Source organism: Pseudophaeobacter sp. A-200-2 (assembly GCF_041008815.1).
Taxonomy (GTDB): Bacteria; Pseudomonadota; Alphaproteobacteria; order Rhodobacterales; family Rhodobacteraceae; genus Phycobacter; species Phycobacter gallaeciensis_A.
The window spans coordinates 276,876-290,260 of the sequence record NZ_JAXGFU010000005.1 but is presented as its reverse complement, the minus strand read 5'-3'; the positions used below and the strand labels follow the sequence as shown (position 1 = coordinate 290,260).

At 57.9% G+C, this 13,385-nt stretch carries 15 protein-coding genes; 8 read left to right on the top strand and 7 right to left on the bottom strand.

The window, feature by feature from the left end; genetic code table 11:
* Positions 1 to 8: 8 nt before the first annotated feature.
* From SM766_RS10155 to SM766_RS10145, 3 genes are read right to left on the bottom strand one after another with little or no spacing between them, the layout of a single operon-like run.
* Positions 9 to 608, bottom strand: coding sequence for a Smr/MutS family protein (locus SM766_RS10155; protein WP_065272010.1), 600 nt, complete (start codon positions 606 to 608; stop codon positions 9 to 11).
* Entirely contained in the window at positions 608 to 1,660 is a 1,053-nt protein-coding gene (gene mltA / locus SM766_RS10150; protein WP_368947692.1) for a murein transglycosylase A, read from the bottom strand. The genes SM766_RS10155 and mltA overlap by 1 nt, the downstream gene beginning before the upstream one ends.
* The gene (locus SM766_RS10145; protein ID WP_274830000.1) at positions 1,657 to 2,316 is read right to left on the bottom strand and encodes a Tim44/TimA family putative adaptor protein; all 660 of its coding nucleotides are present in this window, start codon (positions 2,314 to 2,316) and stop codon (positions 1,657 to 1,659) included. Before SM766_RS10145 ends, mltA begins: the two co-directional genes overlap by 4 nt.
* Before the next feature lie 113 nt (positions 2,317 to 2,429).
* On the opposite strand from SM766_RS10145, the gene SM766_RS10140 reads away from it, so the two are divergent.
* A complete protein-coding gene (locus tag SM766_RS10140; protein WP_274829999.1) occupies positions 2,430 to 2,984 on the top strand; it encodes an FxsA family protein in 555 nt (184 codons plus the stop codon).
* 113 nt (positions 2,985 to 3,097) lie between these two features.
* Positions 3,098 to 3,595, top strand: a complete 498-nt coding sequence (gene secB / locus SM766_RS10135; RefSeq protein ID WP_274829998.1) for a protein-export chaperone SecB — start codon at positions 3,098 to 3,100, stop codon at positions 3,593 to 3,595.
* A gap of 74 nt (positions 3,596 to 3,669) precedes the next feature.
* Here the strand turns inward: secB and dnaQ are convergent, their stop codons facing one another.
* The 4 genes from dnaQ to SM766_RS10115 are packed head-to-tail and all read right to left on the bottom strand — an operon-like array spanning position 3,670 to position 6,416.
* A complete protein-coding gene (gene dnaQ, locus SM766_RS10130) occupies positions 3,670 to 4,404 on the bottom strand; it encodes a DNA polymerase III subunit epsilon (protein ID WP_274833189.1) in 735 nt (244 codons plus the stop codon).
* The gene (gene coaE / locus SM766_RS10125; protein WP_368947691.1) at positions 4,397 to 4,990 is read right to left on the bottom strand and encodes a dephospho-CoA kinase; all 594 of its coding nucleotides are present in this window, start codon (positions 4,988 to 4,990) and stop codon (positions 4,397 to 4,399) included. The genes dnaQ and coaE overlap by 8 nt, the downstream gene beginning before the upstream one ends.
* Positions 4,987 to 5,820: a shikimate dehydrogenase gene (locus tag SM766_RS10120; RefSeq protein WP_065272003.1), complete on the bottom strand. Its 834-nt coding sequence runs from the start codon at positions 5,818 to 5,820 to the stop codon at positions 4,987 to 4,989. The genes coaE and SM766_RS10120 overlap by 4 nt, the downstream gene beginning before the upstream one ends.
* Positions 5,817 to 6,416, bottom strand: a complete 600-nt coding sequence (locus SM766_RS10115; protein ID WP_368947712.1) for a Maf family protein — start codon at positions 6,414 to 6,416, stop codon at positions 5,817 to 5,819. Before SM766_RS10115 ends, SM766_RS10120 begins: the two co-directional genes overlap by 4 nt.
* 414 nt (positions 6,417 to 6,830) lie before the next feature.
* Between SM766_RS10115 and SM766_RS10110 the strand changes: the two genes are divergently transcribed.
* The 6 genes from SM766_RS10110 (at position 6,831) to SM766_RS10085 (ending at position 13,376) form a co-directional block, all read left to right on the top strand.
* Positions 6,831 to 7,286: a CopD family protein gene (locus tag SM766_RS10110; RefSeq protein WP_368947690.1), complete on the top strand. Its 456-nt coding sequence runs from the start codon at positions 6,831 to 6,833 to the stop codon at positions 7,284 to 7,286.
* A gap of 197 nt (positions 7,287 to 7,483) precedes the next feature.
* The gene (rho, locus tag SM766_RS10105) at positions 7,484 to 8,755 is read left to right on the top strand and encodes a transcription termination factor Rho (protein ID WP_065272000.1); all 1,272 of its coding nucleotides are present in this window, start codon (positions 7,484 to 7,486) and stop codon (positions 8,753 to 8,755) included.
* Between the two features lie 31 nt (positions 8,756 to 8,786).
* Positions 8,787 to 10,073: a tRNA uridine-5-carboxymethylaminomethyl(34) synthesis GTPase MnmE gene (gene mnmE / locus SM766_RS10100; protein WP_368947689.1), complete on the top strand. Its 1,287-nt coding sequence runs from the start codon at positions 8,787 to 8,789 to the stop codon at positions 10,071 to 10,073.
* 12 nt (positions 10,074 to 10,085) lie between these two features.
* A complete protein-coding gene (gene mnmG, locus SM766_RS10095) occupies positions 10,086 to 11,960 on the top strand; it encodes a tRNA uridine-5-carboxymethylaminomethyl(34) synthesis enzyme MnmG (protein ID WP_368947688.1) in 1,875 nt (624 codons plus the stop codon).
* A complete protein-coding gene (gene rsmG / locus SM766_RS10090; RefSeq protein WP_368947687.1) occupies positions 11,957 to 12,574 on the top strand; it encodes a 16S rRNA (guanine(527)-N(7))-methyltransferase RsmG in 618 nt (205 codons plus the stop codon). The genes mnmG and rsmG overlap by 4 nt, the downstream gene beginning before the upstream one ends.
* A complete protein-coding gene (locus SM766_RS10085; RefSeq protein ID WP_274829989.1) occupies positions 12,567 to 13,376 on the top strand; it encodes a ParA family protein in 810 nt (269 codons plus the stop codon). The genes rsmG and SM766_RS10085 overlap by 8 nt, the downstream gene beginning before the upstream one ends.
* The last annotated feature ends 9 nt before the right edge of the window (positions 13,377 to 13,385 follow it).

Below are 13,385 nucleotides of genomic sequence, written 5' to 3'. Positions count from 1 at the left end.
CGCGACGATCAGCGTCCGCGCCGCAGATAGACGTAATAGGCACCCTCGCCGCCATGGCTGATATGGGCCGGCGTCACCTGCAACACCGCCTGCGACAACGGCGGCAAGGCCAGCCATTGCGGCACCCGGTGACGCAGCACGCCGCGCGGGGTGGGGATCGGTCCCGGCTCGTCCCGGTCCTTGCCCTTGCCAGTCACGACCAGCACCAGCCGCTTCCCCGAGGCCTGCGCCGACAGAATGAACCGGGTCAGGGCAGGGTGCGCCGTATCCACCCGCATGCCATGCAGGTCCAGCTTGCCTTCGGGGCGCAGCTTGCCGCGTTTCATCCGTCGAAACGCCTTTTCATCCATTTGCACCGGCGCCGAAGACAGCGATTGCGCCACAGGTTTCTTCAGATCATGTTTGCCAGGCTTTGACGGCGCGCGACTGCCCAGGCGGAAGGCTTCGATCTGGGGTTCGGAGTGCGGATGCGGCGTCTTTTTCGGCTTTGGCTTGGGCAGCGGCAGATCAGGCGGCGTCGTATGACTGCCCGGATGCAGACGCTCCGCGTGTTTGACGACCTTGTGCCAAAGGTCGATTTCATCCGATGTCAGTTTGCGCCGGGTCATCAGAAATCTTCCGGCAACATCGCATAGGCGCGTTGAATGGGCAGGAAAACGATCATCCGCCCCGGATCCCGCAGACGGCCGGCCGCCTCGCCGGCGCCATCCCCGGTGCCAAAGAATATATCCGCCCGCTGCGCGCCCTTGATCGCCGATCCGGTATCCTGCGCGATCATCAGGCGGCGCATCGGCTCCGCCCCGTCCTTTTCCACCCAGACCGGCGCCCCCAGGGGCGTATACTTCGGATCCACCGCGATACTGCGCATCGCCGTAACCGAACGGTTCATCGCCCCCAATGGCCCCTTCGACGGGTGCACTTTTTTCACCTCGCGGAAGAACACATAAGACGGGTTGTGCATCAGCAGCTCATGACCCGCCATGGGATTGCGCCGCACCCAGGCCTTGATCACCTGGGCGCTGACCTGATGCGCCTTGTAGATGCCGCGCCGGACCATTTCAGCGCCAACCGATTTATAAGGGTGCCCATTGGCCCCCCCATAGCCGACGCGAACCGAAGCACCATCGGGCATCTTGATCCGGCCGGACCCCTGAATTTGCAGAAAAAACAGCTCAACCGGGTCATCGACCCAGGCGATTTCCAGCCCGCGCCCGTCCATGACACCGCTTGTCAGGATATCGCGGCGCGGCAGCCACAGGTTGGTCTGGCGCGCTTCGTTTGGCATTTTGTAGACAGGATAGCGGAACCGGTCCGTCCGATAACGCGACCCCTGCAATTCCGGTTCGAAATAGCCGGTGAACAGGGGATCAGCGCCGTCCTCGATCAGAACCGGGCGAAAGAACAGCTCGAAGAATTGCTTGGCCCCGGCGGGCGTCTGCGATTGCGCCAGCGCGCAAAGGCTTTGCCAATCGGGGTCGTCAAGGTCGGGACAGGTCCCCAGAAACACCTGAAGCGCCTCTGCGTGGTTGTCCCTGTCCCAGCCGTCCAGCTGTGAGAAATTCAATATGGAATAGGCAGTCTCGCCGGATGCGCCCGAAGCGGTCATGGCAGCACCAATAATGGCTGCTGCCCGGAATGCCGCCCGTAGCGCCCCAATCATGCGTCCGTGGCCACCAGTTGCCAGTTCGGATCGTCGGTGCCCATCGAACGGGCAAAGACCCAGGTATCCTTCTGGCGTTTTACGGCCTTGGGATCGCCTTCGACGATCTCACCTTCGCTGTTTCGCACGACCGACGTCAGTTCAGCCACGAACCGCATGGTGATTTCAGCAGTGCGGGTGCTCTCATCGAACCGCGCATCCGCAAGGGTGGTTTCACGCACCCCGATGAATTCGGCCTCGATGGTCAGCCCCTGATCTTCGCGGTGCGCCACGGCATCGACAAAGCTTTCGTAGACGTCGCCAGCCAGTAGCGGCTCCAGATCGTCGAGTTCGCCGTTTTCAAAGCCCATCAGGATCATCTCATAGGCACCGCGTGCACCGTGTACGAAGTCCTGCACCTGGAACGACGGCTCGGCCCGCTTCATCGCGGCCAGCGCGTCGGCCTGGGGCGAACCTTCGGCGACGTAATCGGTGATATCCAGATCCGGACCACCTTCGATCACTTCGAAGTCGGGGCGGCGTTTCTCTGCCGGGGCCTGCTGCGGCTGAGTGGGCTTTTCGAACCCTTCACGGGTGCCCAGAACGTTTTTCAGGCGCAGGATCAGAAAGACGGCGATGCCGGCCAAAACCAAAATCTGAATCAAGGGCGACTCCATGTGAACCTCGTGCTAGGCATTGGTGCCTTGTTTGAAACCAAAGCGGACTGCTCTTATGTAGGTGACGGGTGGGGCCAAGTCCACCGTTCAGCGCAAGATCCAAGGACCCCAAAATGTATCTTTTTCTGGCCTTTCTGATGGTGCCACTGGTTGAAATCGCCCTGTTTGTACAGGTTGGCGGGATGATCGGACTGTGGCCGACGCTGGCCATCGTGGTGCTGACCGCCATTCTGGGAACCTCGCTTGTGCGCTCGCAGGGGCGGCTGGCCATGGGGCAGTTGCGGTCCTCGTTCCAGACCCTATCGGACCCGGCTGAACCGCTGGCGCATGGGGCGATGATCCTATTCGCCGGCGCCTTGCTCCTGACGCCCGGTTTTTTCACCGATGCGGTCGGTTTTACACTGCTGATGCCGCCGGTGCGGCTTGCGGTGTTCCGCTACATCAGCAAACGGGTGACCGTCGCACGGTTTGAAATGGGCGCCGGAATGGGACCTGGACAGGCGCGGCCCGGTTCGCACGGCCCCCATGGCCATGCGCAGCATCCCGGGCAACGGCGTCCGGGGCAGCCCGGCGATGTGATCGACGGCGAATACGAAGATGTGACACCCAGACGCCCCGGGGATGCCCCATCCGGCTGGGTAAAAGGCCCGGAAGACGGCCCAAAATAGGGCACAGTCAAAGCCTGTTGCGCCACGCTGTTTGCCACTGTTGGACAGACCGTTGAGATACCCGCGCCAAGCTGCTAAGCAATCGGCAAAGATATATTTTCAGGAGTATCTCCATGGCCGAAAACGACACCCCAGAGGGCGCAGCAGCAGCCCCGCAGCAGCCCCAGGTCCAGATGAACATTCTGGGTCAGTTCATCCGCGACATGTCGTTCGAAAACGTGATGGCGCAAAAGGGTGCTGCCGGTGAAGTTCAGCCCGACGTGAACGTTCAGGTCAATCTGGACGCCAAGAAACGCGCGGCGGAACACCAGTACGAAGTTATGACCAAGCTGACCGTCGAGTCCAAGAACAAGGACGGTGGTGAGGTTCTGTTTGTTCTGGAGCTGGAATATGTCGGCGTCTTCAACATCCAGGGTGTTCCGGACGATCAGCTGCACCCCTTCCTGCTGATCGAATGCCCGCGCATGACCTTCCCGTTCCTGCGCCGCATCGTGTCCGACGTGACCCGCGACGGTGGCTTCCCGCCGCTGAACCTCGATAACATCGATTTCGTTGCGATCTACCGCAACGAGCTGGCACGCCGTCAGGCCGAAGCCCAACCGACGCAATAAGTCATTTTATTGCTTTGAAAATTCAAACGCTGTCGGTCAGACCGGCAGCGTTTTTTATTTGTCGGGACAATATGTCAGGACTGTGCCGAGACCCAAAGTGCGTCTTCGCCCAGTTTTTCCACAAAGGCATCATGGGCAGCTTTTTCCTCGGCCGTCAGGCGCGAGGGCAGGGGGGTCGGCCGTGGTTCCGGGCGCCAATTGCTGTCTACCGCTGCAGTATCCGATCCGCTGCCGCTGCTGGACAGAGCGAAATCGGGCTGACGGCCGCCGATCAGCTCCAGATAGACCTCGGCCAGGATTTCCGAGTCGAGAAGCGCGCCGTGCAGGGTTCGGTTGGAGTTATCGATGCTGAACCGGCGGCACAGGGCATCCAGTGTTGCCGGTGAGCCGGGAAACCGTTTACGCGCCATGGCCAGCGTGTCGATCGCCTGTTCCATCGGCAATTGCGGCAGGTTCATCCAGCCCAGTTCCGCGTTCAGGAACTTCATGTCAAAGCTGGCATTGTGGATCACCAGCCGCGCATCACCGACGAAATCCAGAAACCCCTGACCGATCTTGGCGAACACCGGTTTATCGCGCAGCGTGACCGCCCCCGGTGCCGGCGTCTGCGGCGGGCTCAGCAGGTCCGGACCGATGCCGTGCACGCCAAATGCCTCTTCAGGCATGTCGCGCTCGGGGTTGATGTATTCGTGATAGGTCCTGCCGGTGGGCATGTGATTATAGAGTTCCACCGCACCGATTTCGACGATCCGATCCCCGGAAAACGGATCAAACCCCGTGGTCTCGGTATCCAGAACGATCTCACGCATCTGCCATCTTTCTCCTGATCTCGGCCAGGATCTGTTCCACCTGCGCGCGGGCGTGTTCCAGCGTGTCAGTCTCGATCACGTAATCGGCGCGGGCGCGTTTCTCTTCGATTGGCATCTGTTTCTGCAGGATCTGCTCGAATTGCTCAACCGTCATTGTGCCACGGTCCAGAACCCGCTGTTTCTGGGTTTCCGCATCCACGGTGACGCAGGCCACCGCGTCCATCGCAGCCTCACCGCCGGTTTCAAACAACAGCGGAATATCGAAGACTAGGATATCGCTGGCAGCAGTACGGCGAAATTCGGCACGATCTTCCCCGACCAGCGGATGCACGATCTTTTCGATCCGGGGCAGGGCAGAGGGGTCGCGGGCAATGATGTCCTTCAGCGCACTCCGATCCACCGCACCGTCGACAATTGCCTCCGGGAACTGCGCCTGCATTGGTGCGACAGCAGCACCGCCTGGCGCATAAAGACGATGCACCGCCGCATCCGCATCCCACACCGCGCAGCCCAGTTCGGCAAAGATCTTTGCCGTGGTGCTTTTGCCCATCCCGATGGAGCCAGTGAGACCCAGTCTAAACGTCATGCCAGTGCTGCCGCCCGTGTTTCCTCATCCACTTCGGGCCGTTTGCCAAACCAGCGTTCAAAGCCCGGAACAGCCTGGTGCAGCAGCATGCCGAGACCGTCAACAACGGTGCAACCTGCGTCCTCTGCGGCTTGCAGCATATCTGTTTTCAGCGGGGTATAGACCAGATCGGTCACAACGCAGCCCGGGCGCAAACCGTCCATCGGCACCCTCAGGCGCGGCTTCCCTTCCATCCCGAGTGAGGTGGTATTCACCACCAGCGCGGCTTCTTCGACGATATTGCCGGCCAGAACCCAATCCACGACCTTGATGCGTTTGCCGAATTCCTTGTGCAGCTTGTCCGCCCGTTCGCGGGTTCGGTTGGTCAGCATGATCTCGGTCACGCCAGCCTCGATCAGCGAGGCAACCACCGCGCGGCAGGCGCCGCCGGCGCCCAGAACCACCGCGGGGCCCGCGTCCGGTTTCCAATCCGGTGCGCCCTGATGCAGATTGGTGATAAAGCCATACCCATCTGTATTATCAGCCAGAACCGATCCATCTTCGCGGAAGATCAACGTGTTCGCCGCCCCCATCAGCGTGGCACGATCCGTAACCTTGTCGGCGATTGTCATCACCGTTTCCTTGTGTGGCAAGGTCACATTAGCCCCGACAAAGCCGGCCTTTGGCAGCGCGCGGATCACGGTTTCCAGATCCTGCGGTTCCACGTGCATCGGCACATAATGTCCGGCGATTCCGTATTTGCGGAGCCAATGGTTCTGGATCTGCGGCGAACGTGAATGGGCCACCGGGCATCCAATGACCCCGGCCAGAGGTATCTTCACGGCATTCATTGATCGATAATCCCCTGCAGTCCAAGGTAGTTTATAAGTTCAGTCAGCGGCAGGCCCAAGACATTAAAATAGCTACCATCGATACTGGCGAACAGCCGCACGCCTTCCTCTTCCAGTTTGTAGGCGCCAACGGCGTGGCGGATGCTGTCCCAGTTGCGGTCCACATAATCACGCAGATACTCATCCGCGGCTTTGCGCATCAGCAACCGGACCTGACCAACGTGGCGCCACAACGGCTCTCCATCGCGGTAGATCACCGCCGCGGACAATAGCATATGCCGCTGTCCGCGCATCTCACAAAGCTGCGACAGCGCCTCTTCGGGAGAACGCGGTTTGGACAGAAGTTTTCCCCTGAAATCAAGCACCTGATCGCATCCGATCACCATCTGACCAGGATGTTTACTGCTGATCTTGCGGGCTTTTGCCTCGGCTAGGGCATCGGCGATATCCCGGGGCGGCGCGCCCTCTGCCAGCAAGGCTGCCTTGATGCTATCTTCATCAAGACGCGGCACATCTGTTTCAAAGGGAATGCCTGCCTGCCGCAGCAGCTGGGCCCTGATACTGGACCCGGAGGCGAGCACGATGTGGGCAGTCATGTGGAAAACCCCGTGGGAAAGCGGTTCGGAAGTTAAGGACGTTTTGTATGGTTTTCCCCGGTTTTGGCAAGCCCACAGGCAAAGCCCGGATTCCATCCCAGTTTCACCCGAATCCATCCCGCGTGGATTGGGATAACTTCAAACCCGGGGATATCCCAGAACTTCACAATCGATCCCTTAGTTATCCCCACGATACTCAAGGTTAAGGATCACTTAACGATCCATAAAACAAAGGCTGTTAAGGATTCTTATACCCTTTCAAGCCGCCAGCTGGTGGAATCTTGTCCACGCTGGGGATAAGGGAAGGAAGCACTCAGTAATCCACGGAAAACAGGGGGCCCTACAAAAACATCATCCTTTAAAACTTTCTTATTTATTTTAGGGTGACCCAAACGAACGGCGGAGAAGACACGCATGGACCTGACAGACTGGATGTACACCCTGTACCCCTATGCAAAGTCGCTCCATATCATGGCCGTCCTCAGCTGGATGGCGGGTCTCTTTTATCTCCCACGTCTGTTCGTGTATCACGTGGAGCACGCTGAGAAGGTGCCACAGACGGGTCCGGTGTTCCTGACCATGGAACAGAAGCTCATGAAGGTGATCATGCGCCCTGCGATGCACACCGCCTGGCTCGCCGGCCTGTTCATCGTCTTCACACCGGGTATGATCGATTGGTCCTACATCTGGCCCTGGACCAAGGGCGCCTGTGTAATCGGTATGACGCTGTTTCACACCTGGCTTGTCTGGCGCATCAAGGATTTCGAAGCCGGGCGGAACCGCCTGACGGGAAGACAGTTCAGGATGGCAAACGAAGTGCCGACGCTCCTGATGGTGGTCATCGTCATATCGGTCATTTTCAAGTTCTAAGGCCGATCTTACGCCCCTGACAGGGTCGGGCGTGCCACAGTTGTCAGCATTGCCTCAGGCGGCCTCTGAGGCGGTATTTGACTCATCGTGGACATGCCCCTATGTATGGCCCTCAACGGGCCCGTCCGGGCATTCGTGTCTTCCGATTTGATAATGACACCTCTCCCCGATGCCGGGGACGCAAAGGCTGTATGTAGATGACCGTCCAATCCCTGAATCTTTCCGATCTGAAAGCCAAAAGCCCCAAGGACCTTTTGTCCATGGCCGAAGATCTGGAGATCGAAAACGCCTCGACCATGCGCAAGGGCGAGATGATGTTCCAGATCTTGCGTGAACGCGCAGATGAAGGATGGGACATTGCCGGCGACGGCGTTCTGGAAGTTCTGCAAGACGGATTTGGTTTCCTGCGCTCGCCCGAAGCGAACTACCTGCCCGGTCCCGATGATATCTACGTCTCGCCCGACATGATTCGTCAGTATTCTCTGCGCACTGGCGATACCGTCGAAGGGCAGATCAAGGCGCCACTGGAAAATGAACGCTATTTCGCGCTGACCAACGTCACCAAGATCAACTTTGAAGATCCTGAAAAGGCCCGTCACAAGATCGCGTTCGACAACCTGACGCCGCTGTACCCGGATGAGCGGCTGAAAATGGAGGTCGAAGATCCCACGATCAAGGATAAATCCGCCCGTGTGATCGACCTGGTCGCGCCCATCGGTAAGGGTCAGCGCTCCCTGATCGTGGCGCCGCCGCGGACTGGTAAGACCGTGATTTTGCAGAACATTGCGAACTCGATTGAGAAGAACCATCCGGAATGCTACCTGATCGTTCTGCTGATTGACGAACGCCCGGAAGAGGTCACCGACATGCAGCGTTCGGTCAAGGGTGAGGTCGTTTCCTCCACCTTTGACGAGCCGGCAACGCGCCACGTGGCAGTGTCGGAAATGGTCATCGAAAAGGCCAAGCGTCTGGTTGAGCATAAACGAGATGTTGTGATTCTTTTGGACTCGATCACAAGACTTGGTAGGGCCTTTAACACCGTGGTTCCGTCCTCGGGTAAGGTTTTGACCGGCGGTGTCGACGCCAACGCCCTGCAGCGGCCGAAACGCTTCTTCGGTGCTGCCCGGAACATCGAAGAAGGCGGATCGCTGACCATTATCGCAACCGCGCTGATCGATACCGGCAGCCGAATGGACGAGGTCATCTTCGAAGAATTCAAAGGCACCGGTAACTCCGAACTGGTCCTGGATCGTAAAATTGCTGACAAACGCGTCTTCCCGGCGATCGACATTCTCAAGTCGGGCACCCGGAAGGAAGACCTGCTTGTCGACAAGGGGGATCTGGCTAAGACCTTTGTTTTGCGGCGAATTCTCAACCCGATGGGTACCACGGACGCCATTGAATTCCTGCTGTCGAAACTGAAACAAACCAAATCCAACTCTGAATTCTTCGATTCGATGAACACCTAGGACCCGGCGGCTCAGGAAAGGACGGCCACACATGGATACGATCTTTGCGTTGGCCTCTGCTCAGGGGAAGGCCGGGGTATCGGTTATTCGTGTCTCTGGCCCACAGGCGCTGGAGGCGATGAACGCGCTTTGCGTAACTGCGGTGCCGGTTCCTGGACGGGGACTGCGGGTGCTGACGGATGCGGCAGGTGATCCTCTGGATGAGGCGCTGGTGCTGAGTTTCGCCGCACCGCATAGCTTTACCGGTGAAAATGTCGTTGAATTTCAGGTGCATGGCAGTATGGCAGTGGTTTCTGCTGTGTTGGATGCGCTTGGCGAAATCGACGGATTGCGGCAGGCAGAACCGGGTGAGTTCACGCGTCGCGCCCTGGAGAACGGACAGCTGGATCTGGCGCAGGTCGAGGGTCTTGCCGATCTGATCGATGCCGAAACTGAGGCGCAGCGCAAACAGGCCCAGGTAGTGCTGTCTGGGGCAATTGGGCAACTGGCCGAACGGTGGCGGAGCGATCTGATCCGGGCAGCCTCTTTGATCGAAGTCACCATTGATTTCGCGGATGAAGAGGTTCCGGTGGATGTTACGCCCGAGGTATCGAGCCTCCTCGCAGGCGTTCAAAAGGATTTGGAAACCGAGGTCGCTGGCGTCAAAATCGCCGAACGCATCCGCTCTGGGTTTGAGGTGGCCATCGTTGGTGCTCCAAACGTCGGGAAATCGACACTTCTGAATGCACTTGCGGGACGTGAGGCAGCCATTACGTCGGAATACGCTGGCACCACGCGGGATATTATCGAGGTGAAGATGGATCTCGCTGGCCTTCCGGTCACGCTTCTCGACACAGCCGGCCTGCGCGATACCGAGGATCACGTCGAAAGCATTGGTATTGCCTTGGCGCGGAAGAGGGCCGAGAATGCTGATATCCGTGTGTTTCTGGCAGAAGCTAGCGAAACGCCTGACGTGGAAATGCAGGACGGAGATATTCGCCTGCTGCCAAAAGCGGATGCTCGGGATGATGCGGAAGATGCAATTTCCGGGAAAACGGGGCAGGGGATCGATAGGCTAGTTGAGCACATTGCGACGGTTTTGAAGTCGCGCTCGGCTCATCCAGGGATCTCCACCCGTAATCGCCACAGGGAGGCTTTGTCTTCCGCGTTGAAGAGCTTACATCAGGCGCAATCGGTTCTCGAGTTGGGACCGGAGCATTATGATCTTGCTGCTGAGGATATGCGGTCAGCAATCCGATCGCTTGAACTGTTGGTTGGACGTGTCGGAGTTGAAAATCTCCTGGATGAGATTTTCTCGAGCTTCTGCCTTGGAAAATGAGGAGTGTTTCACGTGAAACATTCAGCCTATGACGTTGTTGTAATCGGCGGTGGTCACGCCGGCACCGAAGCTGCTCATGCGGCGGCTCGGATGGGTGTAAACACCGCCCTGATCACGTTAAAACGCGAAGGCATCGGCGTGATGTCCTGTAACCCGGCTATTGGCGGTTTGGGCAAAGGCCACCTCGTGCGGGAAATTGACGCTCTTGACGGCGTCATGGGGCGTGTTGCCGATCTTGCCGGCATTCAGTTCCGACTCCTGAATCGGCGGAAGGGACCAGCCGTCCAGGGCCCTCGCGCCCAGTCCGACCGAGCAATCTATCGTCGGGAGATGCTCAAGCTTACCGAACAGCAGGACTGTCTCGATATTATCGAAGGAGAAGCGACCGACTTCATCATGTCCGGCCAATCGGTAACGGGCGTCGTCTTGGCCGATGGATCTCAAATCCGGGCGAAGGCTGTCATTCTCACCTCTGGCACGTTCCTGCGCGGTGTCATTCATATTGGCGATGTGTCGCGACCCGGTGGTCGTATGGGCGATAAACCGTCGGTCAGCCTGGCAGAACGTCTCGATAGCTTTGAATTACCGTTGGGACGCCTCAAGACCGGTACGCCGCCTCGGTTGGACGGAACAACGATTCGTTGGGATGAATTGGAATCGCAGCCCGGGGATGATGATCCAACGTTCTTTTCCTTTGCAACCACGCAGGTGACCGCAAAACAGGTGTCCTGCGGGATTACGCACACCAACGAAAAGACGCATGAGATCATTCGGGAAAACCTTGAACGATCTGCTATGTACGGCGGTCATATCGAAGGGGTCGGACCGCGGTATTGCCCGTCGATTGAAGACAAGGTCGTCAGGTTCGCTGATAAAACATCGCACCAAATCTTTTTGGAACCAGAGGGCGTCGACGATAACACCGTTTATCCAAACGGGATTTCGACGAGCCTGCCGGTGGATGTGCAAGAGGACTACGTGCATTCGATCTTTGGCCTGGAAGACGCCAAGATCATTCAACCCGGATATGCCATTGAGTACGATTACATTGATCCGCGGGCGCTAACACTGGGTTTGGAACTCAAGGAAGTTCCCGGCTTGTTCTTGGCTGGACAAATTAACGGTACAACCGGATACGAAGAGGCCGCTGCACAGGGCCTGGTCGCAGGCCTCAATGCAGCTCGGCGGAGCAGGGAGGAGGACCCGATTGTCTTTGGTCGCTCCGGCAGCTACATTGGGGTTATGGTCGATGACCTGACCACGAATGGCGTGACGGAACCCTACCGGATGTTCACTTCCCGTGCGGAATTCCGTTTGTCCCTCCGGGCCGACAATGCGGATCAACGGCTGACGCCTCTGGCGATTGAGGTTGGCTGCGCGGGGCGGGCCCGCAAAGAAATGTTCCAAAAGAAGATGGAGCGCCTGGATGCTGCGCGAGGTGTTCTGACTGAGTCGGTGTTCACTCCAAAACAGGTTTCCGAGGCTGGTATCCGCGTAAATCAGGATGGCAATAAACGGACCGGCTTGGATGTCCTGGCGTTTCCTGATGTGTCGTTCGAAGATCTTTTTCCTTTGCTGCCTGAACTCGCGAACAGCGATGCTACAACACGACGTCAGTTGGAGCGTGACGCGCTTTATGCAAATTACATCGACCGGCAGGAGCGAGAGATCGCAGCGCTAAAGCGGGATGAGAGCTATCTGATCCCGAGGGATTTTGAATACGTCGGGATCGAAGGTCTTTCCAACGAGTTGCAACAAAAACTGGAGCGAGCCCGGCCTGAAAACCTGGCGCAGGCAGCACGTCTGGATGGGATGACGCCGGCTGCACTGGCCCTGCTTTTGGCAAGGTTGCGGAAGAGTTCCACCCAACGGAGCCGTACTGCATGACAACCGAAGCTTTGTTGGAACGGCTGAATGTTTCACGTGAAACACTCGACCGGCTGAAAATATTCGAACAAGTTTTGCTAAAATGGAATCCGAAGATCAACCTAGTTTCCCGGAACAGCCTGGATGACCTTTGGACCCGTCATATCATCGATTCGGTCCAGGTTTTCCGATGTGTTTCTCCGCCAAACCACTGGGTTGATATGGGAAGTGGCGGCGGCCTTCCAGGTGTTATCGTCGCCATTATGGCGGCAGAGGAATCTCCGAATACCAAGGTTACGCTGATCGAATCGGATCAACGAAAGTCGGCCTTCCTGCGTACCGCGGCACGGGAGTGCGGGGCGAAACTTACCGTAATTTCAAAGCGAATAGAGCAGGCGGACCCGCAAAATGCGGATGTTCTGTCTGCGCGGGCGCTTGCGGATCTGTCGCTCCTACTGGAATTTGCTGAACGTCACCTCAGCCCGACAGGCATCGCCTTGTTCCCAAAAGGTGCAAACTGGAAAAAAGAAGTGGATAACGCGCGGCAACGATGGCGATTCGATTTCGAACCGATTACAAGTTTAACTGAACCCGACGCGGTCGTACTGAAAATAGAGGGAGTTGCTCGTGTCTGACTTATCCCGCCCGGATGGGCCACGTATCATCGCGGTTGCTAATCAAAAGGGTGGAGTAGGTAAGACAACGACGGCAATAAACCTCGCTGCGGCCCTGGTCGAAGGCGGATTGCGCGTCCTCGTCGTTGATCTGGACCCGCAGGGGAATGCATCCACTGGCTTGGGAATTGAGGCCGATGATCGGGATTACACCACTTACGATCTTTTGGTTGATGATGCGCCGCTGTCCGAGGTTATTCGGGCAACTGAGATCGAGGATCTCTGCGTTATTCCGGCGACGGTGGATCTGAGTTCCGCCGATATCGAACTGGTTTCCAACGAAAAACGCAGCTTCCTATTGCATGACGCCCTGCGACAGACGGCGATGGACGAATACGAATGGGATTACATCCTGATCGATTGCCCGCCTTCGCTGAACCTGCTTACGGTGAATGCGATGGTCGCCGCGCATTCGGTTCTTATCCCGCTGCAAAGTGAGTTCTTCGCGCTCGAGGGGGTATCGCAGCTAATGCTGACGATTCGTGAGGTACGGCAGGCGGCAAACCCGGATTTGAGGATCGAGGGTGTAGTGCTGACGATGTACGACCGTCGCAATAATCTGTCGCAACAGGTTGAACAGGATGCGCGCGACAACCTGGGTGAGCTGGTCTTCCGGACTGTGATTCCCCGGAACGTACGGGTGAGCGAGGCGCCGTCCTATGCGTTGCCGGTCCTGAACTACGATACGAACTCGCTGGGGGCGCGGGCGTACCGGGCACTGGCAGAAGAAATAGTCGCCAATCATCAAAGACTGGCAGCATAAAGGGGAGGG